The following is a 26,055-nucleotide window of genomic DNA, read 5'->3' as shown; positions in this document are numbered from 1 at the left end:
TGCCATGGGACTTCGGAAAGTAGGGCTCAAGACGCGCCATCTGCACGTCGGTCAGCCAGAAAAGGTCAGACATGTCACCGCTCGTTTTTCGAGCCGTGAATCACGCCAACCTGCGGAAATCAATGGGTCCTGACCCTAGACTCATGCTTCCCGAACTGAGGTGTAGAACTACGCAGCTGACTAGGTCGAAACCCGGAAGCGTCGATCTACGCAGTGTTCGCTGTATTTATTCTGTACTCGAAAAGAAACAGGACTTAGCGGACCAGCGCTAAGTCCTTGAAATCTTTGGCTCCGGCGGTAGGGATCGAACCTACGACCAATTGATTAACAGTCAACTGCTCTACCGCTGAGCTACGCCGGAGCATTTGGTGTCGGGCGGGGCGCTGTGCGCTGCCGTCCCTGCGGTGTGGGCGGGGTATAGCAATGCGATTCCGGGTCGGCAAGAGCCTTTCGGACAGAAAATCGGGATTTTTTACCCGGGTCTTTCGAAGCGCTGCGCGCGGGTCCAGTACCGGCTGTCAGGGGAGGGAGAAAACCGTCTCCGCACCGAGGTCGCCGTCGTGTGTCACGCGGGATTTTCTCGTCAGGTCAATGAGATGCGCCAGGACGTTGCGGGCGGCTGCCGGCAGCATGGCGGGGGAGATGTCGGTGTAGACTCGGGCGGCGAGATCCGCGGCGGATCCGGGGCCCAGGGCCAGGGCCTGCAACAGCTGCGCCTCTCGCATCTCTCGGTGGCCGATCAGCCAGTCGAGGCGGTCCTGCGGAGCAGTGACCGGCGCCCCGTGGCCGGGCAGGAAAAGGCGGGCCGGGCGGTGGCGCAGGCGCCGGCAGGAGGACATGAAATCGGTCAGATCCCCATCGGGGGGCGAGACGAGGGTGCTGGACCAGCCCATCACAAGGTCACCGGTGAAGATCAGCTCGCCCATGGCGAAACACAGGTGGTTGCCGAAATGCCCCGGGGTCCAGATCGCCTCCACGTCCCAATCGGACCCGGCGACGCGGGCGCCATCCTCCAGCGCCACGTCGGGCAGGAAGGCATGATCGGTGCCTTCGCCCCCGCCCAGGTCACCCGCCGCGGCGAGGCGCGCCATGACCTCGGACCGTCCGGCCAGGGCCGGGCCATAGGCCAGCACCGGGGCGCCGGTTTCGGCAGAGAGCCGGCGGGCCAGCGGCGAATGGTCGAGATGTGCATGGGTCACCAGGATATGCGACACACGCTGGCCGGGACCGAGGGCCGAGAGCAGCGCGTCGAGGTGCCGGGCATCCTCCGGCCCGGGGTCGATGACGGCGATGTCGGGGCCATCGCCCAGCAGGTAGCTGTTCGTGCCCGGCCCGGTGAGGGGAGAGGGGTTCGGCGCCAGCACGCGGCGGACGCCCGGCGCGAGGGTCACCACGCGCCCCGGGATCAGATCATCGCTGGCCTCTGCCTGCATCTCGCTTTTCCTCCGTGCGGCCCGGGGCTAGGGTAGCGCATGTTTTTCGACTGGCTCAAACGATATGTGCCCCGGGGGATCTACGGGCGGGCGGCGCTGATCCTGGTGCTGCCGGTGGTTACGCTGCAGCTGGTGGTCTCGGTCGTCTTCATCCAGCGCCATTTCGAGGGGGTTACGGTACAGATGTCCCGGTCCGCCGGGCGCGACGTGAAGATGGTGTTGCAGGAGACGATCGAGGGCGAGGGGCGCGAGGCCGCCGCGGTACTGGAGATGGAGGTTTCGCAGGTGCCGGTCGCCTCGGTTCCGGAAGCGGGCCGCCTGCGCTGGTTCGACCTGTCGGGCCGCGTCATCGGCCGGGTCCTGCGCGAGGAGGTGCCGGCGCTGCGCGTCGTGGACCTGCCCAATGACAATGACGTCAGCCTCTACCTGGTCCAGCCCGGGCTGGAGGGAGAGCTGCTTCGCTTCGATTTCGACCGGACGCGGCTGTCGGCCTCCAATCCGCACCAGCTTCTGGTGAACATGGTGTTCTTCGGCGTGCTGATGACGGTCATCTCCTTCATCTACCTGCGCAATCAGCTGCGCCCGATCACCCGCATGGCACAGGCCGCCGAGGCTTTCGGGCGGGGGCGCCACGTGCCCTACAAGCCGGCAGGCGCGGTGGAGGTGCGGGCGGCGGGGCATGCCTTCCTCGACATGCGGGCCCGGATCGAGCGGCAGATCGAACAGCGCACGCTGCTGCTGTCGGGGGTCAGTCATGACCTGCGCACGCCCCTGACGCGGATGCGCCTGGCGGTCTCGATGCTGGAGGAAGCGGATCGCAAGGAACTGGAGCGGGACATCGACGACATGCAGCGCATGCTGGACGAATTCCTGTCCTTTGCCCGGGGCACCGCCGAGGAGGTCGAGACCCGCGTCGATCCGATCCAGCTGGTGCGCGAGATCGTCCATGACGCGGGCCGGGCCGGCCAGGACGTGACCCTGGTCGAGGCGGTCGGAGAGGGCGAGATGCCCCTGCGGCCGATGGCCATCCGGCGCGCGGTCGAGAACCTGATCGGCAACGCGGTACGCTATGGCTCCCGCGCCGAGGTCAGCGTGGACCTGACGCCCAAGGCCCTGCGCATTCGCGTGGAGGATGACGGGCCCGGCATCCCGGCCGAGAAGCGCGAGGAGGCGGTGAAGCCCTTCAGCCGGCTTGATACCGCGCGCAACCAGAACCGGGGGTCGGGCGTCGGTCTGGGCCTGTCGATTGCGGTGGATACGGCGCGGGCCCATGGCGGGGCGCTGCGCCTGGGCGAAAGCGAGGTGCTGGGCGGGTTGCAGGCGGATATCATCATCGCGCGCTGATCGGCGCCTGTCCGGTGCCGGTCCGGCCCCTTGCGGAAAGGGCGGCGCGTCCGCAATCCCCCAGGCGCTTCTGCCTTAGGCGTTTGTCTTGTGACATTGCCGCTCTACCATGGTCTGGGGGTGATGCGGCTTTCTGTCGCTTGTTCCGTACGTTAGACAGGGATACCGACCCGATCCCGGGCCAGACAGAGACACAGGATGACAGACGACAGCCGTTCGGTGCCCCCGCCGCAGGAGGCGGGATTTCACAAGGCCAACTGGCCCTTTTACTGGATCACCCAGACGTCCAACCGCTACATGCAGGTGATGGAACGGCGGCTGAAGACCATCGGCATGGATGTCGCCTACTGGCGCGTGCTGATGTCTCTCTACGAGGATCAGGCGCTGTCGATCTCCGAGATCTCCAGTTACTGCATCATCAAGCCCAACACGGCGACCAAGATCATCCAGCGGATGACGGCGCAGGGACTGGTGACGACCGGGCCGCGGCCGAGTGACGGCCGGGTGACCGAGGTCTGCCTGACGCCCGCGGGCCACGAGATGCGGCGCAATGCCCGGTCCATTGCCGACGAGGTTTTCGTGACCGCCTTCGAGGATCTGTCGCGCGAAGAGCAGATGGTGCTGAACCTTCTGCTGGAAAAGGTTTACCGCAAGCTGGAGTGATCCGGGCGACGCCCACGATCGGAATCGCCTCGATAGGAGGGGCGGACCCCGACCACACGGGCCGGGGTCCTGCGTCCATCAGGCGTCTTCCGTCTTCGTCGGCGTGTCGTCGGTCACCGGCAGCGACGGTTCGCCATGCTCGCCCGTTTCCAGCGCGCGGCGCACGCCGGCCTCGTAGTCGGGGTGCACCCGCTTCAGAACCGCCAGCCAGCGTTCCTTCACCGGCTCACTGACCGGGGCCATGCCGCCGGCCATGTTGCGGTGCAGGCGATCGCGTTCAGCGTCATCCATCACCTCGGCATAAAGCGCGCGGGGCTGAACGTAGTCGATCTCGGCCTCCTCCTGCGGGAAACGGGCCGCGACGGCCTCCGGATCGATGCGCAAGGGCGGCTCGTCGGCGGTCTCGTCCGCCACCGGGCCGTCGTACTGGTTCGGCTCGTAGTAGGCGTCGGGATTGCCGAAGTCGTTGGTGAAGAACCGCATCGCGCCGTCCTTGTGGTAGTGGTTCACCTTGGCAAGCTTGGGCGCGTTGGCGGGCAGGGCCTCGTAGTGGGTGCCCAGGCGGTAGCGGTGCGCATCCGGGTAGGACATGATCCGCGCCTGCAGCATCTTGTCCGGCGAGAACCCGATGCCCGGCACCACGTTCGACGGGTTGTAGGCGGCATTCTCGACCAGCTGGAAGTAGTTTTCCGGGAAGGTGTCCATCACCAGCTCGCCCACCTCGATCAGCGGGAAATCCTTGTGCGGCCAGACCTTCGTCAGGTCGAAGGGATTGAAGTCGGTCTGCAGCGCCTCTTCTTCCTTCATAACCTGGATGTAGAGGGTCCATTTGGGGAAGTTCCCGTCCTGGATCATGTGCCACAGCTCTTCCTGGTAGCTTTCGCGGGTGTGGCCGATGATCTCGGCGGCCTTGTCGTCGGACAGCCAGTCGTGGCCCTGCTGGGTCTTGAAGTGGAACTTCACCCAGTGGCGTTCGCCCTTGGCGTTCCACAGGCTGAAGGTATGGCTGCCGTAGCCGTTCATGTGCGCTGGCGTCCGCGGGATGCCGCGGTCGGACATCAGGATGGTGACCTGATGGACGCTTTCGGGTTGGCCGGCCCAGAAATCGAACATGGATTCGGGGCTGCGCAGGTTGGTCTTGGGGTGACGTTTCTGGGTGCGGATGAAATCCGGGAACTTGAAGGCGTCACGGATGAAGAAGATGGGGGTGTTGTTGCCCACCATGTCCCAGTTGCCGTCCTCGGTGTAGAACTTCAGGCTGAAGCCGCGCACGTCGCGTTCGGCATCCGCCGCGCCGCTTTCCCCGGCCACGGTCGACCAGCGCGACAGCACCTCGGTGGTCTTGCCGACCTCGGAGAACAGCTTGGCGCAGGTGTAGTCGGTGATGTCCTGGGTGACGGTGAACTTGCCCTGCAGGCCCCAGCCCTTGGCATGCACCACGCGTTCGGGGATGCGTTCGCGGTTCTGGTGGGCCAGCTTCTCCAGCAGGTAGTGATCCTCCATCAGGACCGGCCCGCGCGCGCCGGCGGTCTTGGAGGTCTCGTTGGTGGGGTAGGGCTTGCCGGAGGACGAGGTCAGCGTCGGCTTGCGGGACATGGGACGGTCTCCATCGATGAGGTCAGGGCGCGGTGTCGCGTCCAGGGTCAACGAGGGGGCCGGGGCATGAGTTCCCTTTGCAAGGGGAAGCCGCCCCGCCGGACGGTCCGGCGAGGCGATGCATCAGGGTCGGCGTGATCAGACGCCCAGTTCGCGCTTGGCGAAGTCGAGCATCTCGTCGGTGACCTCATCGGGGGTCATCGTGCCGTTGCCGGTGCTGCTGTAGGCGGCGGCAAGGGCCTCGCGCAGCGCCTCGTCGCCGGAGGCCGCAGCGGTTTCCAGCTCGGTCGCCTCGGCGGCATCCAGCACGGCCTTGTCGGCCAGGGCCTGATCCAGGGCGGCTTCGGCGGCTTCCAGATCGGCCAGGGTCTCCTGGTAGTCGTCGTAGCCCTCTTCGCCTTCGGCGACGGGATTGGCCTCCAGCTCGCTGCGCAGGTCCTCGATCTCGTCCGCCCAGGTTTCAGGCGCGCCGGTGATGCCCAGGTCCTCGACGGCGGTGGCCAGCACGTCGTAGCTCTCGGCGTAGACTTCCTGCGCGTCTTCCAGGGCTTCGACAGCCTCCTCGTGTGCCGCCACGGCTTCAAGGTAGTCGCGCGCCGGCTCCATCTTCGGATCGGCGGAATTGACGATCCCGTTCATGTTCCGCTTGAGGGAATTGAGCGACTTCAGGGACGCGGCGAGCGGGCGGCGATCCTCTGGCGCCACGGCACTGTTGCCGCGTCCGTTGGCCGCTGCGGCGTTGCCGTTCATGCCGGAGTTGCCGCGGTCGGAGGCATTGCCACCGCCGTTGCCGCCGCCATTTCCGCCAGCGTTCCCACCGCCGTTGCCTCCAGCATTTCCGCCTCCGTTGCCGCCGCTATTGCCGCCACCGTTGCCGCCGCCATTGCCGTTTCCGCCGCTGTTGCCTTGCGCCTCGGCGGTGCCGGTGCCGGTGATGTCGGACAAGATCACGGGCACTGCGAAGGTCAATATCGTGGTACTGATCAACAGATTCCTAATTAACTTCACGGGATTGGCTCCTCTTTTGGCTATCCGTTCCCAAGTGAGACCATGCTCACGCTTCCGTGTCCAGAGGGGCGGTCGAGGCCGGCCGCTTCCTGCCGGGGGGCGGAGACGGGCGAAACAAAACCGCCCGGCAAGGGGGCCGGGCGGTCGATGGGTCGATCAGGAGTTTGGGTCAGTTCAGGCGAACTCGGGGCGCTCTCGCTTCATCTTGCGGACCATGGCGTCGAAGAGCAGCGTGGCGAAGCTGGCGCTGTCCTTCAGGCGCTGCGCGTCGGCGGCGCACTTCTGCTTGATCTCTTCCGGCAGCTGGCTGTCGGGGCCGGGGATGGCGGCGGCGGCGCATTGAATTTCCGCCGCGCGCTGGAAGGTCCAGAGCAGGAAGAAGGTCAGCGGAATATCCGCTTCCATGCAGGCCACGCCGTGGTTCTTCAGGACCAGCACGTGCTTGTCGCCCAGCGAGTTCAGCATCCGCTCCCGCTCTTCGTCGTAGATCGTGATGCCTTCGAAGGCATGGTAGGCGACCCGGCCGTAGAGCTGCGCCCCGTAGAAGGAGTTATGGTCGATGCCGTAGCCCTTCATGGTGATCGCCGAGACGGGGGTGGTGTGGGTGTGCACCACGCAGCCCACGTCGGGGCGGTGTTCGTGGATCACGCCGTGCAGGGCGAAACCGGCGGGGTTGGGCTTGTATTCGCTGTCGCGCTTCAGCTTGCCGTCGACGCCGACCACCAGCAGGTTTTCCGGCGTCACCTCGTCGTAGTGCAGGCCCATGGGGTTCACCAGGTAGGCGTGCTCGGCGCCGGGCAGGCGGACGGAGATGTGGTTGAAGATCAGCTCGGTCCAGCCGAGGTAGCTGACAAGGTGGTAGAAATCCGACAGCTGCACGCGCAGCTCTGCCTCGGTCATTCCGTCCATCGGGGTCGACATCTCGTTCATGACGGGGTCCTTTCCAGGGAGGTGAGGGGAGTGAGGTCGGACAGGGCGGCGGCGCATGCGGTGCCGTCCAGCGGCAGCGTCGGGGCGGTGTCCAGGGCATGGACGATGGCCGCGAGGCAGCGCATCGGCTGCCCTTGGTCTTCTGCCAGGGTCATGGCGGCGCGGGCGATCGCATCCAGTTCCAGGGGGCGGCCCGCGCGGGCATCTTGCAGCATCGAGGTGGCGAAGGGCCCGGCATCCAGCAGCAGGTCGCGCAGCCACGGGTTGGGCGGCACGTCGCGGCCCAGATTGGCCTTGGCCCAGGAGCGGAACTCGTCCGCCACCGCAAAGGCCAGGGCGCAGAGATCGTCGCGCTGGCCGATCTCTTCCAGGGTGCACCCGACCAGGGCCGACAGCGGGTTGGTGGTGACATTCGCCATCAGCTTGACCAGCACCTTGGCGCGGATGTCCTCGGACAGGTCGGTGACCACGCCGCCCGCGTTCAGCGTTTCGATCAGCGCGTCCACCTTGGCCCCGTCCGCGCCGGGGGCCACGGGGGCCAGCGACAGGGTGGGGGTATTGGTTGACAGCGCCACGCCCGTCTCGTCCATCGAGACGGTCATCAGCAACACCGCGCCCAGCACCTGTTCGGGGCGCAGCAGGCGGGCCAGGATGCCCTCGGGGTCGGTGTGGGGCACGGGCCGCACATCCGGCATGAAGAACCAGAAGGGCAACCCGTTGACCATGGGAATGACCAGGGTCTCGGGGCCGATGCCCGCGCGGTTGGCCTCCAGCGCCGCGCCCAACTGCTGCGACTTCACGCAGAGGAACACGGCGTCCTGCACCTCGCTCAGCGCCTCGGTGGCCTTGGGGCGCGCGTCATGCCGCGTGCCCCGGTCATCGAGGGCCAGCCCGCCCTCGGCAATCGCCTGCAACCGCGCGCCGCGGGCCACCACGGTGACCTCGGCGCCCGAGTTGCAGATCAGGGCGGCCATGGCGGTGCCGATATTGCCAGCGCCGATGATGGCTATCTTCATAGTTCAGTCTCCGTCAGGTCAGCAGCAGGACAAGGCCCGGCACCGCCGTCAGTAGCGCCACGCGGACCACGTCCATCGCGACGAAGGGGAAGAGCCCGCGGAAGATCGTGCCCAGCTTCACGTCGGGCACGACCGAGCGCAGAACGAAGGCGTTCATGCCCACGGGCGGGGTGATGTAGGAAATCTCGGTCACCATGACGACGAAGATGCCGAACCAGATCAGGTCGATCCCCTGCGCGGCGGCGATGGGATAGAAGACCGGCACGGTCAGCATGATCATCGACAGGCTTTCCAGCACGCAGCCCAGTACCAGGTAGATGCACAGGATCACCAGGATCGTCACCAGCGGCGTATCCCCGAAGAGGGTCAGGAACTCCTGGATGTCGCGGGTCATGCCAGACATGTTCACGTAGTTGGTGAAGGTCAGCGCCCCGAAGAGGATGAAGAACATCATTGCCGTGGTCTTCATCGTGTCGAAGAGGACCGAGATCATGCTGTCGATGCTGAACTTGCCCGACAGGATCACCAGCAGCAGCGCGCCCCCGGCGCCCATGCCGGCGCTTTCGGTGGGGGTGAAGACACCCAGATAGATCCCGCCCATCACGAAGACGAAGAGAACCAGCGCCCCGGCGGTGCCCTTCAGCGCCTTGATGCGGTCGATCAGGGGCAGTTTCTCTTCAGTCGGCAGTTCGAGGTTCTGCAGCTTCATCGAGATGCGCACGGCAATGGCATAGCCGATGACGCCGATGACGCCGGGGATCAGCCCCGCCATGAAGAGGCGCCCGATGTCCTGCTGGGTCATGATGCCGTAGAAGACCAGGATGACCGAGGGCGGGATCAGGATGCCCAGGGTGCCGCCTGCGGCGATCGAGGCGGTCGACAGCTGGTCGGGATAGCCGTAGCGCCGCATCGAGGGCAGGGCGATCCGGGTCATCGTCGCGGCCGTCGCCATGGAGGAGCCGCAGACCGACGAAAAGGCGCCGCAGGCCACCACGGTCGCCGTCGCCAGCCCGCCCTTGCGATGGCGCAGCCAGGCATAGGCGGATTTGTAGAGCTCTTCGGCGATGCCTGATTGCACCACGAAGTTGCCCATCATCAGGAAGAGGGGAAGCACGGACAGCGAATAGTCGCGCCCGTTGTCGAAGAAGGTGGACCCCAGGAGGGAGAAGGCGGGGGTCCAGCCGATGATCGAGGCGACGCCCACGAGACCGACGCCCGCAAGGGCGAAGGAGATCGGGACGCCGATCAGCAGCAGCAGGCTGACGACGGCCATGCCGACGGGCCAGTATTCCATGGGGTCAGGTCCTGTTCTTGAGCCGTCGCACGAGATCCAGCAGGGGCACGGCGACGGAGAGGAAGGCACCGGCGGCCGTGCAGACCGCGCAGAAGTAGCCAAGCGGGGCAATGGGGATGCGCAGCGACGTGGTCACGCCACCATAGTCGCCGATCTGTCCGGCATAGATCCAGATCCGCCAAGCGACGACGGCCAGGATGACGGCGGAGAAGATCCCGGTCAGCGCCAGGCGCCAGGGTTGCAGGCGGAAGGGCAGGCGGTCCGTCACCAGGTCGACCGTCACGTGGTCGTTGGCCAGGGACACGGCCGGCAGGCCGAGGAAGATGGTGGCGGCCAGCAGCAGCTCGGTCAGTTCCGTGGCGCCCTGCAGTGGCGAATTGAAGAGGTAGCGGCCGATCACGTCGACGACCGTCAGCCCCATGAGCACCATCAGCAGCACCCCGCCCAGCACGGCCAGGATCATGCGCAGATCGAAGGGGTTCCGGGACGCCGGCAGCAGATCTGCTGCCGGCTCCTCGGACACGTGGGTAGACGTGGCGGGCTTCATTCGGCCGCCATTTCCTTGGCGATCTCGGCCTTGAAGAAGTCATAGGCGGCTTCGGCGTCGACGCCGGTGGAGGCCACTTCTTCCATCTTCTCGGCGACCAGCGGCTCCAGCATGGCGGTCCAGGCCGTCATCTGTTCCTCGGTGGCCGGGGTGACCTCGATCTTGCCTTCCATGTTCTCCAGGCCCTTGGCATCGACGCGATCCCACATCTGGCCGGCCATGCGGGCCAGGGCCTCGCCGGTGACGCTGTCGATCTGTTCCTGCTGCTCGGGCGTCAGGCTGTCCCACTTGGCCTGGTTCATCACGATAAAGAACGAGGTGTTGTAGAGACCGCCGGGCACGGAGACACCGACGTTCAGCTGCGGGATCAGCCCGAAGAAGTCGACCGACTCGTAGGGGAAGAGGATGCCGTCGGCGACGCCCTGGCTCAGCAGTTCATAGGCCTTGGAGGAGGGGCCTTCGACCGGCACGGCGCCGAGGCCGGTGGCGATCTCATGCACGAAACCACCGCCGACGCGGAGCTTCTTGCCTTCCAGGAAGTCGGGGTTGGTGGCGTCGCCCTCTTTCACGAAGATCTCGCCGGGGCCGTGGGTGAAGACGGCCAGGACCTTTACGCCGTCGTATTCGCCGGCGGGCTCCAGGTATTCCTTCCAGGTGCGGTAGTAGGCGACCGAGGTGGCTTCCGAGCTGTCGCCGAGGAAGGGCAGCTCGCCCAGGTTGGTCGTCTTGAACCGGCCGGCGCTGTAGCCCTGCACGCCGAAGGTGATGTCGGCCACGCCGTTGACGGCGAAGTCGAAGTGGGCGGGCGGCGGGCCCAGGGGGGCGGGCAGGATGTTGGCAGTGACCGAGCCGTCGGTGGCTTCGGCGATCTGCTCGGTCATCGGCACGACGACTTCGGAGACCAGCGGGTGCGACGGCGGCAGCCAGTTGGCGACGGTCAGCACGGTGTCCGCGGCGGCGGCACTTGCCATCGACAGACCGAGGGCGGTAGCGGCAAGAAGATGTTTCATTGTTGGCGTTTCCCTGTTGGTTTTACGGGTCATGGTCCCGGGTTGTCCCGGTTGGTCGTGTGGCCCGCGGCGATCAGCTCGCCGCGCGCAGGTGGTGAAAATCGCGGCCGAACCAGATGAGGCCGGACCGGTCCCCCTCGTTCAGGGCGATCTCTTCGACTTCGCAGAAGAAGACCGAATGGGTGCCGACCTCGGACCGGCCGGTGATCCGGCAGTCGAAGGCCGCCAGGGCATCGCCCAGCACGGGGGCGCCGGTGGCATGGGTGGTCCAGCCGGTGTCGGCGAAGCGTTCCTCGGTGCCGGCCCGGGCGAAGATGCCCGACAGGTCCTGGTGCTGCGGCCCCAGGACGTTGACGCAAAGCGTGCCGTTTTCCAGGAACATGTCGTGGCTGCGGTTGTTCCGGTTGACGCAGACCAGAAGGGTGGGCGGCGTGTCGGTGACCGAGCAGACCGCCGAGGCGGTCATGCCGTGGCGCCCGGCGGGGCCGTCGGTGGTCAGGACCGTGACGGCGGCGCCCAGGCGGCACATGCCTTCGCGGAACAGATCCTTCATTTCCATGCGCTCGTCCTCCGTCAGATGTCCAGGACCAGGCGGCCCTTGGCGCGCGAGCAGCAGCAACAGATCTGGTCGCCGTCCTCGCGTTCCTCTTCGGTCAGGAACTGGTCGCGGTGGTCGATCTCGCCCTCCAGCACGTCGGTCAGACAGGTGCCGCAGATGCCTTCCTCGCATTTCACCTCGATCTTCAGACCCTCGCGGGCCAGGACCTTGGCGATGGTTTCATCCGGTCCGACGGTGACCGTCAGGTCCGATTGCTCGCAGTACACTTCGAAGCTGTCCCCGGTGGCATCGACATCCGCCGAGAAATATTCGCGGTGGATCTGCTTCCCGGGATAGCCTGCCTTTTCGGCCTCTCCAATCACCCAGTCCATGAAGCCCTGCGGTCCACAGACATAGATGTGCGTGCCTGCCTCCGCCTTGGGCAGATCGCGCGCCAGATCCAGCGGTTCGGCGCCCTGGCCGTCATCGTGATGCAGCACGATATTGGCGCGGAAGGGCAGGCTTTCGATCTGGTCGAGGAAGGCCGTCCGCTCGGCCGAGCGGGTGGCGTAATGCAGGGTGAAGGGCGCATCGCGGTCGTGCAGCTCCCAGGCCATGGCCAGCATGGGGGTCACGCCGATGCCGCCGCCGAAGAGCACGGTGTTGGTGGCATCCGCCGCCAGGGGGAAGTGGTTGCGCGGGCCTTCCACGTGCACCTTCTCGCCGGTCTTCACCAGCTGGTGCAGGGCGTTGGAGCCGCCCCGGCTTTCGGGATCCTTAAGGATGCCCAGCTTGTAGCAGTCACGGTCGGCGGGGTTGCCGGCCAGTGAATACTGACGCCACATCGGACCCTCGGGGCTTTCGACCAGCAGGTCGATATGGGCGCCGGCGGTGAAGGGCGGCAGCGGACCGTCGCCCTTCAGGGTCAGTTGCATGATGTCGCCGCGGTCGTCGAAACGCTCGGCGACCGTCAGGATCATGGTGTTGGTATCGCTCATGTCCTTCATGTCTCCCTCAGCGCATGTAAAGGCCGCCGTTGTAGTCCCAGCAGGCGCCATTGACGAAGGCAGCCTCGGGACCGGCGAGCATGGTGACAAGCTGACCGACGAAGGCGGGATCGCCCAGTTGGCCGACGGGGATGTTCTTCAGCATCTGGGGCATGTTCTCGCCCACCAGTTCGTGCACCATCGGGCTGTCCATGGGACCGGGCGAGATGCAGTTGCAGGTGATGCCGTACTGGGCTAGGTCGCGCGCGAAGACCTTGGTCAGGGTCATGATCGCGCCCTTGGAGGCGGCGTAATGCGCCCCCGTGGTGGTGCCACCGTTCTGGCCCGCCAGGCTGGCCATGTTGATGATCCGGCCATAGCCGCGCTCAATGAAATGCCGTCCGAAAATCTGCGAACCGGCAAAGACGCCGCCCGCGTTGATGCCCATCACCTCGTTGAAGGCGGCGGGGTCGATCTCCATCAGCGGTTGCGCGCGGGTCACGGCGGCGTTGTTCACCAGCACCTCGACCGAGCCCCAGCGATCCACGACCTTGTCGAGGACGGTCTGGAAATCCTCGGGCTTGGACACGTCCAGGGTGGCGGTCAGGGCCATCTCGGAGGCGAGGTCCAGTTCCTCGGCGAGCTTGTAGGTCGCGTCAGCATCCACGTCGGTGATGATGACCCGGTATCCGGCCGCGTGGAGGGCACGCGTGATTTCCGCCCCGACGCCGTTTCCGGCGCCGGTGATGACGGCTGTCTGAGTCTCAAGGGGAAGAGGTTTCGACATCAGAACAGATAGCTGATCGACGTCAGCACCCCATCGGAATTCAGCAGGCGGATGACCTTGTCGCGGATCATGAAGCCGTCCTCGGTCACCTTCAGTTTCCAGGTGACATTGGCGGCGAACATGCGCTGGCGGCCGAACTTGTCCTCGATCACGTGCTGGGCGGCGCGGACGGTGACGGTATCGCCCTCGGCGCCCTCGATCACGAAGCGCGACAGGGTGCGCACGCTATCCGCCGGCGGGGCGGAGGAGATCGAGAAACCGGCCTGGAACCGCTCGACGCGCATCTTGCGCATCTTCGCGTCATCATAGGCGATGTTCAGGCGGTTGGCGAAATCATCGCCTTCCTTGTCGACCGGGATCACGTAGTGACCTTCCTCGGTCCACAGGTCCAGCCAGGTGTCGTAGTCGCGCCGGTCCAGCAGATCGGCTTCCATCCACAGGAATTCGGCGATGTCCTGCAGTTTCACGTCGGTTGCGGCCATGTCTTTCATTGGTCCATCACCTTCTTCCACTGTTTGTAGGCGGCGCGCATGCCGGTCTCGGCGGAGATGTCGCCGACGGGCAGGCCGTTCTGGCTTTCCTTCTCCAGGCCCAGGCCACGGTTGACCATCACGTCCACGTCGCCGGCCCCGGCGGAGCCGCGCTGCACGCGTTCCCAGACCTCGGCGTCATCCGGCGAGCCGAAGCCCATCGGACCCTGGAAGTGTTCATGCAGGCGCATGCGCATCTGGTTGGCGACCTCGGGGCCACCGTCCATGCCGAGGGCGATGTGACGGATCTCGGTCTCGTTGACCGAGACGGGGCGCAGGATGCGGAAGAAGGACAGCGAGCAGCCGGCGTTCGGGAAGAGGTTCAGGTTGAACCCGCAACCACCCACGGCGCGCACGATGCGGCGCACCTTCTCGTCTTCGTAGCCCTGCTCCGCCAGCTCGGCCGCCAGTTCCTTGAACCGCTCGGGGATCGGCGCGTCCAGGTTCTCGTCCAGATCGATCAGTTCCGGCATCATCACCATGACGGAGTGACCGTTGCCGAGGTCTTCGACGTAGCCGTCGTCGTCATCCATGAAGGAGAAGGTCTCGGTCGCCTCGCCGTCCAGCGATTGCAGGAAGGACTTGTGCACGATGGGGAAGTGGTAAGCGTCGGTGGTGTTTTCCAGCTGCACCTTCCAGTTCATCGGCACCTTGAACTGATGCTCGCCCAGGGTCTTCACCGGGAAGCCGCCGCCCTGTTTCATGAACAGGCGGATCCAGGGCTTGGCGTTGCCCAGGAAATCTTCCAGCGGTTCGGCGTCATGGTCGAAGTTGGCGAAAACCATGCCCTCGAAGGTCTCCACGCGGAGCTTCTTCAGGCCGAAGTTTTCCTTCTTGAAGTCGTCGCTGTAACCCTCGGAGTAGGGGATCGCGCGCAGGTCGCCGTTCAGGGCGTAGCCCCAGCCGTGGTAGGGACACTGGAAGGAGCTGGTCTTGCCCTTCTTGATCTCGCACACGGTCGCGGCGCGGTGGCGGCAGCGGTTCACCAGGACGTGGATCTCGCCCTTGCGGTCGCGCGAGACGATCACCGGCTGGGTGCCGACCCAGGACAGCACGAAGTTGCCCTTGCCCGGCACTTCGGATTCATGCGCAACCCAGACCCAGGACTTGCCGAAGATCCGTTCCATCTCCACGTCGAAGAGCGCGGGATCCTCGTACATGGGCGTCGCAACGCGGTCGCCCTTCATCAGCTCGTCGGTCTGCGGACCGCTGGGAAATTCATCCAGAGACATGTCGAATTCCTTTCAATGGCCGGCGGCAGGCGCCGGGATTTGGGCGGGAGCGTTCCAGTCACCGACCGGACGCGCGTAAAGATTGCGGGTGGAGAAGCGGTGCATGCGCCAGGCGCCCGCCTCGTAGGCAAAGTCGATCTCCAGCCGGGCGGCCATCAGGAAGCTCTGCCCGTCGTGGAAGGTCGGCGTCTGCAGCATCAGCCAGCGGCCGGTGACGGTGCCGTCGTCGCCGTGGGTGATCGCCTCGGACGACAGGAAATGCGCATTCATCGCGAAATGCGGCGGGGTGGTGCAGAACTGACCCAGCCAGCCGATGATCGCCGCGCGCCCGTGGTGGGCGCCGAAATCCTTGGCATAGCGGTCGCCCGCGCCACCCCAGACGGCCTCTTCGGTGAAGAGGGCGCCCAGGGCGTCGAGATCCGTGTCCGCGTCCAGCCGGTCGCAGATGTCCATGTAGTCGGACAAGCAGCGGCGGCAGGCGCTTTCGGCCTCCAGCCGGTCGAGCCGCGCCAGGATGTCGCCGTGGATTTCGGACAGATCGCTCACAGGTCGGGGATCTCCAGGGCGCGGCCCATGCGGGCCTCGACGGTCATGTATTTCCACAGCCGGTCGTTGCCTTCGCCCACCACGATGGTGCGCAGCAGGTTACAGGCGGCTTGAACGCTTTCGCGGTTCGGGAAGTCGGCCATGATGTACCAGGTGTAGGGGAAACCCTGGGAGGCGCCGACGAAGGTCTGGTCATCGTCGAAGGTGCCGACGATTTCCACGCCGTCCAGCTTGGCGATGCCGGACATCAGTTCCTGCGTGGCCTTCCAGACCGGGCCGATCTGGTCGAAGGGCAGCGAGAAGAAGGTGCCGTGGTTGTTGAAGCACAGAAGGGTGCGCAGTTTGGTCTCGCTCATGGGGGGGCTCCTGTCGGTAGGTGTTCCGGTTTTTCTGGTGCCGGGCCTGGGGCGGCCCGGCGGTGTTTCGGGATCAGGGGAAGCCCGGAGGGGTCTTCTCGCCGAACATGGCGGCGCCGGCGGCGGTCCAGGTGCCTTCACCCATGAAGGCGTGCTGGGCGACGCAGGCCGCGTCGATCATCATCCGGCCCAGGGGGTGGCCCTGCATCATCGTTCCCGCGCCGCCCATCAGGAAGGCTTCGCGCGCCACCTCGGCGCCGTCATGGGCGGCCACGGTGGAGGCCAGGCGCAGCTGCACCTTGGTCTCGGGCGAGACCTCGTCGTTGTGCTGCAGCTCTTCCCAGGCCTTGGCCGTGGTGTCGTAGAACTGGGCGCGGGCGCCGGCCAGGGTGCCTTCGGCCCGCGCCAGGTGGGCCTGGACATAGGGGCGGGCGCCGGGGTTCGGCGCGCCAGTGATCGAGGCGCGCTGCGCAGCGTCGGACTTGATGAAGTCGAGCGCCTCGCGCGCAGCCCCCAGTGCGACCACGGCCAGCACCTGGGCGGCCAGGGCCATGGCGGGGTAGCGGAAGATCGGGTCGGTCATTTGCGACTTCGAGCCGCGGATGAAGGTCCATTCTTCGGGGACGATCACCTTGTCGGCCACCAGGTCATGGCTGCCGGTGCCCTTCAGGCCGATGGTATGCCAGGTCTCGTCGATGGTGACTTTGGCCTTGGGCATGACGGCGGTGCGGGGCAGGGGCGTCTCGTCGCCCTCGATCTTGATGCCGCCGCCCAGCAGGTCGGCGCCCATCGAGCCCGAGCACCAGGACCAGCGACCCGACACTTCCAGACCACCGTCCACGCGGTAGGCGGGCTGCGGCGGGAAAAGACCGCCGGCGAAGACCGTATCGGGGTTCTCGCCATAGATCTTGTCGAAGGTCTCGGGCGGCAGGGCCGCGAGGTAGGTCGAGGAGACGCCGAAGGAGGCAACCCAGCCGGCCGACGGGTCGGCGGCGGACAGGGTCTCGATCAGTTCCAGGAACTGCATCGGGTCGATGTTGTCGCCACCCAGGCGGGTGGGGACAAAGGCCCGGTAGACGCCGATCTTCTTGAAGCCCGCGACGATGTCATCGGGGATGTGACGCAGCGTGTCGAACTCGGCCCGGCGGCCGCGGATCTCCTCGCAGAGCGCAGACAGCTCGGCTGCCTTGCCCAGGGTGGGGTCGGGTTTGTTCATGGCGTTTCCTTCGAGGTGTCGGCGGGGGTGCAGCGATCCGCGAGGGTCTCGGCCAGCGCGCACAGGCGCGCCTCGGCGCCCTTGCGGGCCACCAGTTGCAGACCGGCGGGAAGCCCGTCCGCGGTGCGGATCGGCAGGGTGACGGCGGGGTGGCCCGACAGGTTGAACGGGCGCACCAGAAGGGTGAGCGGGATCAGCGCGCGGGGATCCGTCGCCTGGTCCAGGGTAGGTGGCACGGTCGGCATGGTGGGCAGCACCAGCGCGTCCAGCCCTTCCAGCGCGGCGTCCACCTCGGCTGTGAAACGGGCGCGAATTTCCTCGGCCTCGGCCATGTCCTCGGGCGTGACCGCCAGGGCAGCGCGGACGCGGCCCTGGATGTCGGCGCCCAGGGTGGCGTTGGACCGGGCCAGCTGGCCGAACTCGCCCGCCAGCTCGTAGTTGATGACGGTCAGGCCGGCGCGGTAGGCATCCGCGAATGAGGGCAGGGCGGCCTGGGCCATCTCCAGCCCGGCCAGCGCCGTATCGGTTGCGGCGGTGATCTCGGGCGCCACTTCGACCTCGGCGGGCAGGGCGACGCGGCCCAGGCGCGGGGTGTCGATGGTCTCAGGCGTAAAGCCCGCCAGCATCATCGACGCGGCCTTGGTCAACATCGGCGCGGAGGCCGCGAAGGGCCCGATCACGTCCAGCGACGATCCGCGCGGGATCGCGCCACGCCGGTCGATGGCGCCGAAGGTGGGTTTCAACCCGAAGACGCCGCAGCAGCAGGCGGGCTGACGGACCGAGCCGCCGGTGTCCGTGCCCACGGCGAAATCGCACAGGCCGGCGGCGACGGCGGCGGCGGAACCGGAGGAAGAGCCGCCGGGGATCCGGTCGGGCCAGCCGGGGTTCACGGCGGTGCCTGCGAAGGCGTTCACGCCGGTGACCCCGAAGGCCAGCTCATGCATGGTGACGGTGCCGACGACATGGGCGCCGGCGCCCAGCAGTGTCTCGACCACGTGGGAATGGGCGGTTTCGGCAGGAGCCTCGGCGAAAGCGGCAGAGCCGCAGCGCGTGGTGATCCCCTCGATCCCGAGGCATTCCTTCACCAGGACACGCGGGCCGCTTTCGGGGCCGAGGTCCAGGGGACGGGTCACGATGGAGTTGGCTGTGTCGGTCATCATCGCTCACTCAGAGTAGTTAAGTGAAAATTACCGTAAATTCGTTTTCGGGGAACCCACTTCGTGATCGGGACCCGCTCAGGGTGCTATTTGAGGGGGTGTGTGACGCCAATATGAACCCTGCGAAACAATGATTTAGATCAATTTGCACAAAATCTGTGCGGGGTGGGTTTTTGCGGTTTTTGAGCGCCAACATTGCGGGAGAGCGATGCCCATACGGCATGGAATAGGGCCTGGATTCGGCCGAAAGTACCTCGATCTAGAGGTATATTAGTCGTGCTTATATTCAGTTGGATTTCCTCTAACATATTGAAATATAACGAGTATAGTCGGATCTGCGCTTGCGTGGCCTTCCTTTCGATTCGGAGTGGCTGCCTGACACGGTCCGTATCCGTGGGTCGCCTGGGGTCACGCAAATTCCTTAGAAAAGTCATCGGATTTCGATTCGCGAAGGTACCCACGGCGCGTGAGCAAAAGGGTGAATTTTATCACGATTTTGCCGCAATCTTCGGCAAACCATGAAAATTCACGCAATCTAAATGGGCAAGATCGGTTTCCGTCGGAAGCAGCCTTGCCCGCCATTTGCCCGGAGTGCGCCCTCGGACTCATCTACCTCAACCGCTCCCGGGCGGTCTTCCCCGCACACAGCCAGAAACGAAGGACCCATGACCAAATCCAACTTCCTTTCCCGTACCGCCCGTAACGTCGCAGGGGCCCTGGCGGGCGCCGCGCTTCTGTCTTCCGCCGCTGCCGCCGCCGACATGTCCCTCGACGTGCAATCGGCCTGGCCGCTGACCCTGCCGGCCTCCGGCCAGAACGCCCAGCACTTTGCCGACACGATCAACGAGATCTCCGGCGGCGCGCTGGAGGTCGATCTGTACGGCGCCGGCAAGCTGGTGCCGCCCCTGCAGATCTTCGACGCCGTGCAGCAGGGCACCTTGGATGCGGGCTATACCTCGCCGCTCTATGTCGCCGGTCGTTTCCCCGCCGTGCAGCTTTTCGGAGGCGTGCCCTTCGGCCCCAATGCGATCGACTACATCGGCTGGATGTACAACGGCGGCGGCCTGGAGATCTGGCGTGAGATCTACGAGGCCCAGGGCGTCGTCACCGTCCCCTGTGGCGTGATGGATGCCGAGGCCGGCGGCTGGTACACCTTCGAGATCGACAGCGTCGATGCCATGGAAGGCAAGAAGATCCGCTTTGCCGGTCTCGCCGGTGAGGTGATGAAGAAAATGGGCGCCTCCATCGTGCTGCTGGCCGGGGGCGACATCTACCCGAACCTGGAACGCGGCGTGATCGACGGCACCGAGTTCTCGATGCCCGCGATTGACGTGGCCATGGGCTTCGAGAAGGTCGCCGACTACTACTACCTGCCCGGCTGGCACCAGCCCGCCGCCTTCAACGAGCTGATCATCAACAAGGGCAAGTGGGACAGCATGACCGAGGCCCAGCAGGGCCAGATCGAAGAAGTCTGCAAGTCCACCAACATTTGGTCGCTGACCTCGACCGCGCCGGGCAATGCCGCCGCCATCGCCCAGTTCGAGGAAGCGGGCACCGAGATCAAGACCTTCCCGCCGGAAGTCCTGGCCGCCTTCGAGGAGGCCAATGACGAAGTGATGGCCGAGCAGGCCGAAGCGGATGAGACCTTCGCCCGCGTGCTGGAGAGCCTCAACAGCTACCGCGCCTCGGTCGAAACCTGGTCCGCGCACAAGGAATAATCCTGCGTGCCACCGACGACGGGCGGGCCTTAGGGCCCGCCCACTGACTTTTCGGGACCCTCCCCATGTTTTCCTCGCTGACCCGCTTCATCGACCGGGTGGCGGAACTGACCGGCAAGGCCGGCTCCTTCGTTCTGCCGCTGCTGGTCGTCACCATCCTTCTGAACGTCATCCTGCGCTACGTCTTCAACATCGGCATGATCGAGCTGGAAGAGCTGCAATGGCACCTCAACGCCCTGGTGGTCATGTCCTGCCTGGCCTGGGCCTACCAGACCGATACTCATGTGCGCGTCGACGTCCTGCATGCCCGCATGCGCCCGCGCACCCAGGCCCTGGTCGAGGTGCTGGGGGTGATCTTCCTGCTGCTGCCCTTCGCGGGCCTCGTGTCCTGGCATGCCTGGAAGATCTTCTCCTTCTCCTGGGCGCTGAAGGAAGGCTCGCCCATGCCCTCGGGGCTGCCCGCGCGCTACATCATCAAGGGCGTCATGGCCGCCGGCATGACCCTGCTGGCGCTTCAGGGCGTGTCGATCCTGATCCGCAGCCTGCAACGCCTCGGCACCGCCTGGTCGGAGGCCCGCTGACATGGACGCTCTCTTCATCTTCCTGTTCTTCGCCAGCTTCATGGCGATCCTCTTTTCGGGCTACCCGGTGGCCTTCGTGCTGGGCGGCACGGGCGTTCTCTTCGCCGTGCTGGGCACCCTGATCGAGCCGCTGCAGATCGCCGACGTGGCCGAGCTGCGGATGATCGGTTTCGTCGCCAACCGGATCTTCGACACGATTTCCAGCTATTCGCTGATCCCCATGTCGATGTTCATCTTCATGGGCTTCATGCTGGACCGCTCCGGCGTGGCCGAACGCCTGCTGAAGGCGATGCGCGGCCTGCTGGGCCCGGCGCCCGGCGGGCTGGCCATCTCGGTCGTGGCCATCGGCGTGGTGCTGGCAGCCTCCACCGGCATCATCGGTGCCTCGGTCGTTCTGCTGGCGACCATCGCCGTGCCGACCATGTTCCAGGCGGGGTACAACCGCTCCGTCAGCCTCGGCATCGTCGGCGCCACAGGCTGCCTCGGCATCCTGATCCCGCCCTCGATCATGCTGGTTGTCATGGGCGACCAGCTCCGGATCCCGGTGGGCGATCTGTTCATGGGGGCCATCGTGCCGGGCGCGGGGCTGGCCCTGCTGTTCATCCTCTTCATCGTCGCCACTGCCGTGATCGCGCCGCGCGCCATGCCGCGTTATCAGCGCGAGGGGGACCGTCTGCCGCCGATGAAGGCCCTGGCCGAGTTTACCGGCGCGCTGTTCGCGCCCCTGGCCCTGGTGCTGGCGGTGCTGGGCTCGATCGTGGCGGGCATCGCCTCTCCGACCGAGGCGGCGGGCATCGGCGCGGCGGGGGCGACCCTGCTGGCGGCGCTGAACGGCAAGCTGAACCGCGACGCTTTCAAGCAGGTCTGCTATGACACAGGCCGCACCAGCGCGTTTCTCTACATGCTGATCTTCGGCGCGTCCTGCTTCTCGGTGGTGCTGCGCGGCTATGGCGGGGACGAAACGATCGAGGCGGCACTGCGCGCCCTCCCGCTGGGACCGCACGGCGTGCTGGCCTTCATCATCTTCATCGTCTTCCTGCTGGGCTTCTTCCTGGACTGGATGGAGATCGTGCTGATCGTGGCGCCGCTGGTGATGCCGATCCTGACCAGTTTCGGCTTTGATCCGGTCTGGGTGGCGATCCTGCTGGCGATCTGCCTGCAGACGTCGTTCCTGACGCCGCCCGTGGGCATGGCGCTGTTCTACCTGCGCTCCTCGGTGCCCGGGGCCTCGATCACCGAGGTCTACAAGGGGGCGATGCCCTTCGTGCTGATGCAGGTGGCGGCGCTGATCACGGTGGCGCTGTTCCCGCAATTGGCTTTGTGGCTGCCGAGCGTCGCCGGGCGCTGAGCCAAGCCTGGGAGGATGGCAAAGAAAAAGGCGGGGCCGTATCGGACCCCGCCTTTTTCATGTCGGTCGACCGGGGCGGGCGTCAGTCTGCTGTGGCGTTGTCGATTTCCGCGCAGAACTGACGGTCGAGCGTCGTGATGGCTTCAGTGACCGTCAGCCCTGCGGCTGCGTCCCCGAGGGCCGTTTGCAGGGCCTGACGGGTCCGGGGGCCCATCATCCCGTCGGCCGGGCCGGGATTGAACCCTCCCTCCTGCAGAAGCCTCTGCAACGTCATGACCGGAGAGCTCCCCTCGTCTATCGCTGACAGCCCGCATTGTCCCGAGGGCAGCAGGTTCGGACCCAGCCGGACCGTATCCTGTTGCGGCCGCGCGGGGGCCTCGGTTTCGCCGAAGGCCAGGGGCCGGTCGTCTTCCGGCGCCTCGGGGATCACCGGCGTGGGCGTGTTGTCGGGGTTGCGCAGCCCCTCCAGCGCGGCTGCGGCGGCCAGGCCGGCGGCAGGGTTCTCGGGCCGATCCGCGTCGGAGGAGACGCCGGCGCCGGGCGGCAGGCCGGTGGCGGGGCGCGCATTTTCGGATGGGGCGAAATCCTCCGCCGTGACCGGCCCGCCCAGCAGGCAGCGGCCCAGCACCTGGGCGGTGCGCGAGGCGGCGATCGGCGCCAGCCCGTCGAAGCTCTCGGCGCAGAGGCCGGAGGCGGGATCGCAGCTCAGGAAGACCTGCCAGGCGGGGTTGGCGGAGCCGTCGTTCACCTCGGCCGTGAGGTCCATGAACAGCCGGTAGGTGAACCCGGCGACGCGGCCCTCCTGCCAGATCCCGGGATAGCGCGCCGAGGGCACGTCGGCGTAGCGGCGCTGCACGTTCTCGGCGCCGGGCAGCGGCTGGTCGAAAGCCGGGCCGACGCAGGGCTGGGCCATCCCGGCGGCGGGCAGAAGCGACAGGGCGACAAGCGCGGCGAGACGGGGGGAGGCGGAGCGGCGCAGGTTCATTCAGGGTCCCGCATCAGGGGGCCGGTGGCCTTGAATGACAGCGCGGCCAGCACGACCGCGTTGGTGTTGGTTGTGGTGGAGGTGTTCACCTCGCCGGTCTGTTCGTAAATCCCCTCGGGCCAGCCCTTGCCGGGCTGCGCGGTCTCGGCGATCTCGGCCACCAGCGCGGCGGTGTATTCGGTCCCGAAAAGGGCATCCCAGCCGAAGGCGGCCTTGGTCGCCACGGTGCGCTTGCTGTCGATCCGCTCCCCCTGGAAGGTCAGCACGGCCCAGGGCGCGCCACCGCCCCAGACGGTGGAATAGGCGAAGTAGGGCGCCTCATTCAGGTGGCTTTCTGTGACCGCGGTGAACTGGCCGGTCTCGGCATGGCGCGCTTCCTGCGCTCGGTAGATCGCCGTGGCAAACCGCTGCGAGCGTGCGTCGAAGCCGAACTCCAGCCCGTCGAAAAGGTAGGGTTCGCTCACCACGAAGGCGGGCGTGGTGGCTCGGTGCAGCCTTGTGTCCACCGGAATGGGCTGGCCCAGCACCTCCTGCACCATCAGCTGCGGGCGCACGTCATAGGCGCGGTAGGTGTCGAACCCGAAGAGCATCATGCCCTTGGCGGCATATTGTTCATAGCCGACGCGGCCTTCCTGGTTGGGGCGTGGCGTGCCCTCGACCACGTTCATGCCGATCAGCTCGCCATCCTCGACCATCCGCTCCAGCGCCCAGGTGTCGATCAGCGCCTCGACATCCTCCGACAGCTCGGGGTGGTTGCGTTCCACCAGGCCCAGGGTGGCCACGACCCGCGCGATGTCCAGCGCGGACCAGCCAAGGCCCAGTTCCACGGGTTCGTTGGCGTAGTTCACCAGCTCCAGCGTGCGGGCGTGGTAGGCCTTGTTGGGCAGGGTGTCGTCGAAGAGCCGCAGCGATGCCAGGCTGTCGAGGACGCGGGCAATGCGGTTGTGCGCCTCCTCGGCGGAGATGAGGTCCAGCCGTTCGGCCGACAGTACCGCGACGAGGTAGGAGCCGGTCTCCCACATGGTGGTCGAGGGATAGTTGTCGACCGAGTTGACCAGCCCGGTTTCCTCGTTGGTGTTGTTGCGGAAATAGCTCCAGGCGATGCGGGCATACTCCTCGTCGGTCTCCGACAGGGGCGCGGGGGCACGCAGGGGCAGGGGCTCCAGGTCTTCGAAGGGCTGCATCGGGTCCTCGGGCAGGGGGGCGGCGATCTCGGGTGCGGCGGCGACGGTGTCAGTGCCGTCGCTTTCGCCGGCGTTGGCCGCAGGTGGCTCGCCGAGCTTTTCCAGCTGCAGCACCAGAATGAGGCCGCAGACAAGGGCGACGAGAAAGACGATATGGCCGCGGGCGCGGGTCAGATTCTGGCGGAAGCTCACGTCGGGGTCTCCTCGGCTTTCATCAGGGTGGGCTCGGCGGTGTCTGCGGTGGTTTCGGGCGGCTGCCAGAGGGCGGCGGCGATCATGCCCCACATGGCAACGCAGTTGTTCAGACCCCAGAGGCAGTTGGTCACGACCCCGGTCAGGCTGTGCTGGGTGCCGCCCAGCCACAGCGCGCCGAGGCCCCAGAGGCCGCCAAGCGCCGTCAGGATCAGCACCGCCATCTGCGGTTTCACCAGTCGCAGGAAGGTGTCGGCGTTGCGGTCCTTGGGGGTCACGGTGAAGGAGATCTTCTCGCCCCGCAGCACCGTCCATATCGCCTTCAGCCCCAGGGGAAAGAAGGACAGGTAACTGGCCTTGGCCGCGTAGCCCGCGATGCCCCAGGTGCCCACCATCATCGCCAGTTCCAGCGTCACCAGGAAGGGGATCACATGGGCGAAGAAGTCATTGGAATAGGCCGACACCGGCGCGATTCCGGTGAAGAGGTAGATCACCGGCGCGAAGAGGAATACCACGTTCCAGATCGAACCGAGGTAGCTGTAGAAGGTCGCCCCGTACATCATTCGCTGGGCGAAGGTCAGGCCCTTGCGGAACAGCGGGTTGTCGTGGAACAGGATGTCGAGGCTGCCGCCGGCGTATTTGTAGCGCTGGATGGTCCAGGTCAGCAGGTCCTGCGGCGACAGCATCTTACTTTCGACGTAGGGGTGCTGGTAGGACTTCCACTCCCGTTCACGGTCCGAGTGCAGCACGATCGAGGTGTAGATGTCCTCGGAGACGTGGAACTTGTAGGGGGTCAGCACTTCCTCGGTGACGGCGGCGGTGCGCAGCGCCTCCAGCAGCTCGGGTGAGACGCGGTTCTCGCGGCTTTCCAGGGTGATCTCTTCCTCGGCGGCGATGACCCGGCGTTCGACACTGGCGCCGAAGCTGCGCAGGGAGGCCTCCAGCACGGCCTCGCGGCGGTGGATCGACCCGGCGCCACAGCAGAAGGAGGCGTTGGCGTGGTTCCGGCGCCGTTGGATGATGTCGTAGAACATCTTCGGGTCGTTGACGAAGGGGTCCTCGCCCAGGCGGATCTCGCCCAGCACGCCCTCGACCGCGCGCCCCGTCCAGCGGCCCAGCAGGCCAAGTCGACGGTGCATGACGTCATGCAGCCGCTCGCCCGCCGGCAGATCGTAGAACCACTGCGGGGTCTGCACCCAGGCCATCTTGGGGTCGCGGAAATAGCCCAGCGTGCGTTCCAGCAGCGTCGGGAAGGGGCGGGTGTCGGCGTCGCAGATGACGATCAGGTCGCCACTGGTCTGTTCCATCGCGTTGCGCAGGTTGCCGGCCTTGAAGCCCTCGTTCGTCTCACGGGTGATGTAGCCGACGCCCTCTTCCTCGGCCACGCGGCGCATGTCGGCGCGCTTGCCGTCGTCGAGGACGTGGATCTTCACCTCGATCTCGTGCGGGTAGTTCAGGGCCTTGGAGTCCAGAATGCCCAGCCGAACCAGCTCCGGTTCCTCGTTGTAGGTGGCAAAGAGGATGTCGATGGACAGGGGCCGGTCGCCCTCGGGCGAGGTCGGATCGATGTCGCCCAGGGTGGCGGGGGGATCGCGGATCTCTATCGGCTGGTCGCGCCAGAGGTTGAAGACGAAGAGGATCAGCCCGACGTAGGCGAAGGTTTCGGCCAGCACCAGTGGGATGGCGAACCACATTGCGTCCGGGTTCAGGGAGCTGGTCCAGCGCCACCAGACGTACCAGCCGCCTACCACCAGGGCGAGGGTCGCCAGGAACTGCCACAGCATTTCCCGCGCGGGAGAATAGGGCAGCGGCTCTGGCGGGCGCCGATCCTCGAAGGCGCGGAAATAATCGTCCATCA

25 protein-coding genes and 1 tRNA gene are annotated in these 26,055 nt (G+C 66.2%); 5 read left to right on the top strand and 21 right to left on the bottom strand.

The genetic code is table 11. From position 1 onward, the window contains the following. Positions 1–286: 286 nt before the first annotated feature. Positions 287–361 (bottom strand) — tRNA-Asn (locus LC066_RS21055). Positions 362–518: 157 nt separating this feature from the next. Beyond that, positions 519–1,433 carry an MBL fold metallo-hydrolase gene (locus tag LC066_RS21050; RefSeq protein ID WP_224903404.1) on the bottom strand — a complete coding sequence of 305 codons (915 nt, stop codon included), beginning with the start codon at positions 1,431–1,433 and terminating at the stop codon, positions 519–521. Positions 1,434–1,472: 39 nt separating this feature from the next. Here LC066_RS21050 and LC066_RS21045 point away from each other — a divergent pair, with 39 nt between their 5' ends. Beyond that, positions 1,473–2,777, top strand: coding sequence for an ATP-binding protein (locus tag LC066_RS21045; protein WP_222479466.1), 1,305 nt, complete (start codon positions 1,473–1,475; stop codon positions 2,775–2,777). 198 nt (positions 2,778–2,975) lie between these two features. Then, positions 2,976–3,440 carry a MarR family winged helix-turn-helix transcriptional regulator gene (locus tag LC066_RS21040; protein WP_222479464.1) on the top strand — a complete coding sequence of 155 codons (465 nt, stop codon included), beginning with the start codon at positions 2,976–2,978 and terminating at the stop codon, positions 3,438–3,440. A 78-nt stretch (positions 3,441–3,518) separates the two neighbouring features. Here the strand turns inward: LC066_RS21040 and LC066_RS21035 are convergent, their stop codons facing one another. The 16 genes from LC066_RS21035 to LC066_RS20960 all read right to left on the bottom strand — a co-directional run bounded on the left by LC066_RS21035 (position 3,519) and on the right by LC066_RS20960 (position 18,189). Further along, positions 3,519–5,036, bottom strand: coding sequence for a catalase (locus LC066_RS21035; RefSeq protein WP_224903401.1), 1,518 nt, complete (start codon positions 5,034–5,036; stop codon positions 3,519–3,521). Between the two features lie 138 nt (positions 5,037–5,174). Continuing rightward, complete coding sequence (locus LC066_RS21030) at positions 5,175–5,993, bottom strand: hypothetical protein (RefSeq protein ID WP_224903397.1); 819 nt, start codon at positions 5,991–5,993, stop codon at positions 5,175–5,177. 225 nt (positions 5,994–6,218) lie between these two features. Beyond that, entirely contained in the window at positions 6,219–6,974 is a 756-nt protein-coding gene (locus LC066_RS21025; RefSeq protein WP_222479459.1) for a class II aldolase/adducin family protein, read from the bottom strand. Next, the gene (locus tag LC066_RS21020) at positions 6,971–7,990 is read right to left on the bottom strand and encodes a ketopantoate reductase family protein (protein ID WP_224903394.1); all 1,020 of its coding nucleotides are present in this window, start codon (positions 7,988–7,990) and stop codon (positions 6,971–6,973) included. Before LC066_RS21020 ends, LC066_RS21025 begins: the two co-directional genes overlap by 4 nt. Positions 7,991–8,003: 13 nt before the next feature. Next, on the bottom strand, positions 8,004–9,284 hold the full coding sequence (locus LC066_RS21015; RefSeq protein ID WP_222479455.1) for a TRAP transporter large permease: 1,281 nt from the start codon (positions 9,282–9,284) through the stop codon (positions 8,004–8,006). 4 nt (positions 9,285–9,288) lie between these two features. After that, positions 9,289–9,831: a TRAP transporter small permease gene (locus LC066_RS21010; protein ID WP_224903390.1), complete on the bottom strand. Its 543-nt coding sequence runs from the start codon at positions 9,829–9,831 to the stop codon at positions 9,289–9,291. Then, positions 9,828–10,841 carry a TRAP transporter substrate-binding protein gene (locus LC066_RS21005; protein ID WP_222479451.1) on the bottom strand — a complete coding sequence of 338 codons (1,014 nt, stop codon included), beginning with the start codon at positions 10,839–10,841 and terminating at the stop codon, positions 9,828–9,830. Before LC066_RS21005 ends, LC066_RS21010 begins: the two co-directional genes overlap by 4 nt. A 73-nt stretch (positions 10,842–10,914) precedes the next feature. After that, positions 10,915–11,400, bottom strand: a complete 486-nt coding sequence (locus LC066_RS21000; protein WP_222479449.1) for a flavin reductase — start codon at positions 11,398–11,400, stop codon at positions 10,915–10,917. 14 nt (positions 11,401–11,414) lie between these two features. Further along, entirely contained in the window at positions 11,415–12,377 is a 963-nt protein-coding gene (locus tag LC066_RS20995) for a PDR/VanB family oxidoreductase (RefSeq protein ID WP_224903387.1), read from the bottom strand. A gap of 16 nt (positions 12,378–12,393) precedes the next feature. Continuing rightward, entirely contained in the window at positions 12,394–13,152 is a 759-nt protein-coding gene (locus LC066_RS20990; RefSeq protein WP_224903384.1) for an SDR family NAD(P)-dependent oxidoreductase, read from the bottom strand. After that, the gene (locus tag LC066_RS20985; RefSeq protein WP_224903382.1) at positions 13,152–13,643 is read right to left on the bottom strand and encodes an aromatic-ring-hydroxylating dioxygenase subunit beta; all 492 of its coding nucleotides are present in this window, start codon (positions 13,641–13,643) and stop codon (positions 13,152–13,154) included. The genes LC066_RS20990 and LC066_RS20985 overlap by 1 nt, the downstream gene beginning before the upstream one ends. Beyond that, positions 13,640–14,914, bottom strand: a complete 1,275-nt coding sequence (locus LC066_RS20980) for an aromatic ring-hydroxylating oxygenase subunit alpha (protein WP_224903379.1) — start codon at positions 14,912–14,914, stop codon at positions 13,640–13,642. Before LC066_RS20980 ends, LC066_RS20985 begins: the two co-directional genes overlap by 4 nt. 12 nt (positions 14,915–14,926) lie before the next feature. After that, positions 14,927–15,460 (bottom strand): nuclear transport factor 2 family protein, encoded by a 534-nt coding sequence (locus LC066_RS20975; protein WP_222479439.1) that lies wholly within the window; start codon positions 15,458–15,460, stop codon positions 14,927–14,929. Then, positions 15,457–15,816, bottom strand: a complete 360-nt coding sequence (locus LC066_RS20970; protein ID WP_222479437.1) for an IacB protein — start codon at positions 15,814–15,816, stop codon at positions 15,457–15,459. Before LC066_RS20970 ends, LC066_RS20975 begins: the two co-directional genes overlap by 4 nt. 73 nt (positions 15,817–15,889) lie before the next feature. Continuing rightward, on the bottom strand, positions 15,890–17,032 hold the full coding sequence (locus LC066_RS20965; protein ID WP_224903376.1) for an acyl-CoA dehydrogenase family protein: 1,143 nt from the start codon (positions 17,030–17,032) through the stop codon (positions 15,890–15,892). Next, on the bottom strand, positions 17,029–18,189 hold the full coding sequence (locus LC066_RS20960; RefSeq protein ID WP_224903373.1) for an amidase: 1,161 nt from the start codon (positions 18,187–18,189) through the stop codon (positions 17,029–17,031). The genes LC066_RS20965 and LC066_RS20960 overlap by 4 nt, the downstream gene beginning before the upstream one ends. Positions 18,190–18,854: 665 nt before the next feature. Here LC066_RS20960 and LC066_RS20955 point away from each other — a divergent pair. The 3 genes from LC066_RS20955 (at position 18,855) to LC066_RS20945 (ending at position 21,836) form a co-directional block, all read left to right on the top strand. Continuing rightward, positions 18,855–19,907, top strand: a complete 1,053-nt coding sequence (locus LC066_RS20955; protein WP_222479431.1) for a TRAP transporter substrate-binding protein — start codon at positions 18,855–18,857, stop codon at positions 19,905–19,907. A gap of 65 nt (positions 19,908–19,972) precedes the next feature. After that, the gene (locus LC066_RS20950) at positions 19,973–20,488 is read left to right on the top strand and encodes a TRAP transporter small permease subunit (protein ID WP_222479429.1); all 516 of its coding nucleotides are present in this window, start codon (positions 19,973–19,975) and stop codon (positions 20,486–20,488) included. A gap of 1 nt (position 20,489) precedes the next feature. Further along, positions 20,490–21,836, top strand: a complete 1,347-nt coding sequence (locus LC066_RS20945; protein WP_224903370.1) for a TRAP transporter large permease — start codon at positions 20,490–20,492, stop codon at positions 21,834–21,836. An 82-nt stretch (positions 21,837–21,918) separates the two neighbouring features. On the opposite strand, the gene LC066_RS20940 is transcribed toward LC066_RS20945, so the two are convergent. Genes LC066_RS20940 through LC066_RS20930 form a run of 3 tightly spaced genes read right to left on the bottom strand, consistent with a single transcriptional unit; the run spans position 21,919 to position 26,053 of the window. Next, positions 21,919–22,821 (bottom strand): peptidoglycan-binding domain-containing protein, encoded by a 903-nt coding sequence (locus tag LC066_RS20940; RefSeq protein WP_224903367.1) that lies wholly within the window; start codon positions 22,819–22,821, stop codon positions 21,919–21,921. Further along, the gene (locus LC066_RS20935) at positions 22,818–24,197 is read right to left on the bottom strand and encodes a DUF3131 domain-containing protein (protein ID WP_224903364.1); all 1,380 of its coding nucleotides are present in this window, start codon (positions 24,195–24,197) and stop codon (positions 22,818–22,820) included. Before LC066_RS20935 ends, LC066_RS20940 begins: the two co-directional genes overlap by 4 nt. Further along, positions 24,194–26,053 carry a glycosyltransferase gene (locus LC066_RS20930; protein ID WP_224903361.1) on the bottom strand — a complete coding sequence of 620 codons (1,860 nt, stop codon included), beginning with the start codon at positions 26,051–26,053 and terminating at the stop codon, positions 24,194–24,196. The genes LC066_RS20935 and LC066_RS20930 overlap by 4 nt, the downstream gene beginning before the upstream one ends. Positions 26,054–26,055: the final 2 nt, after the last annotated feature.

The organism is Pseudooceanicola marinus (assembly GCF_020177265.1).
Classification (GTDB): Bacteria; Pseudomonadota; Alphaproteobacteria; order Rhodobacterales; family Rhodobacteraceae; genus Pseudooceanicola; species Pseudooceanicola marinus_A.
Note: the sequence above shows the minus strand (reverse complement) of the source record. Positions and strands in the feature narration are given on the sequence as shown.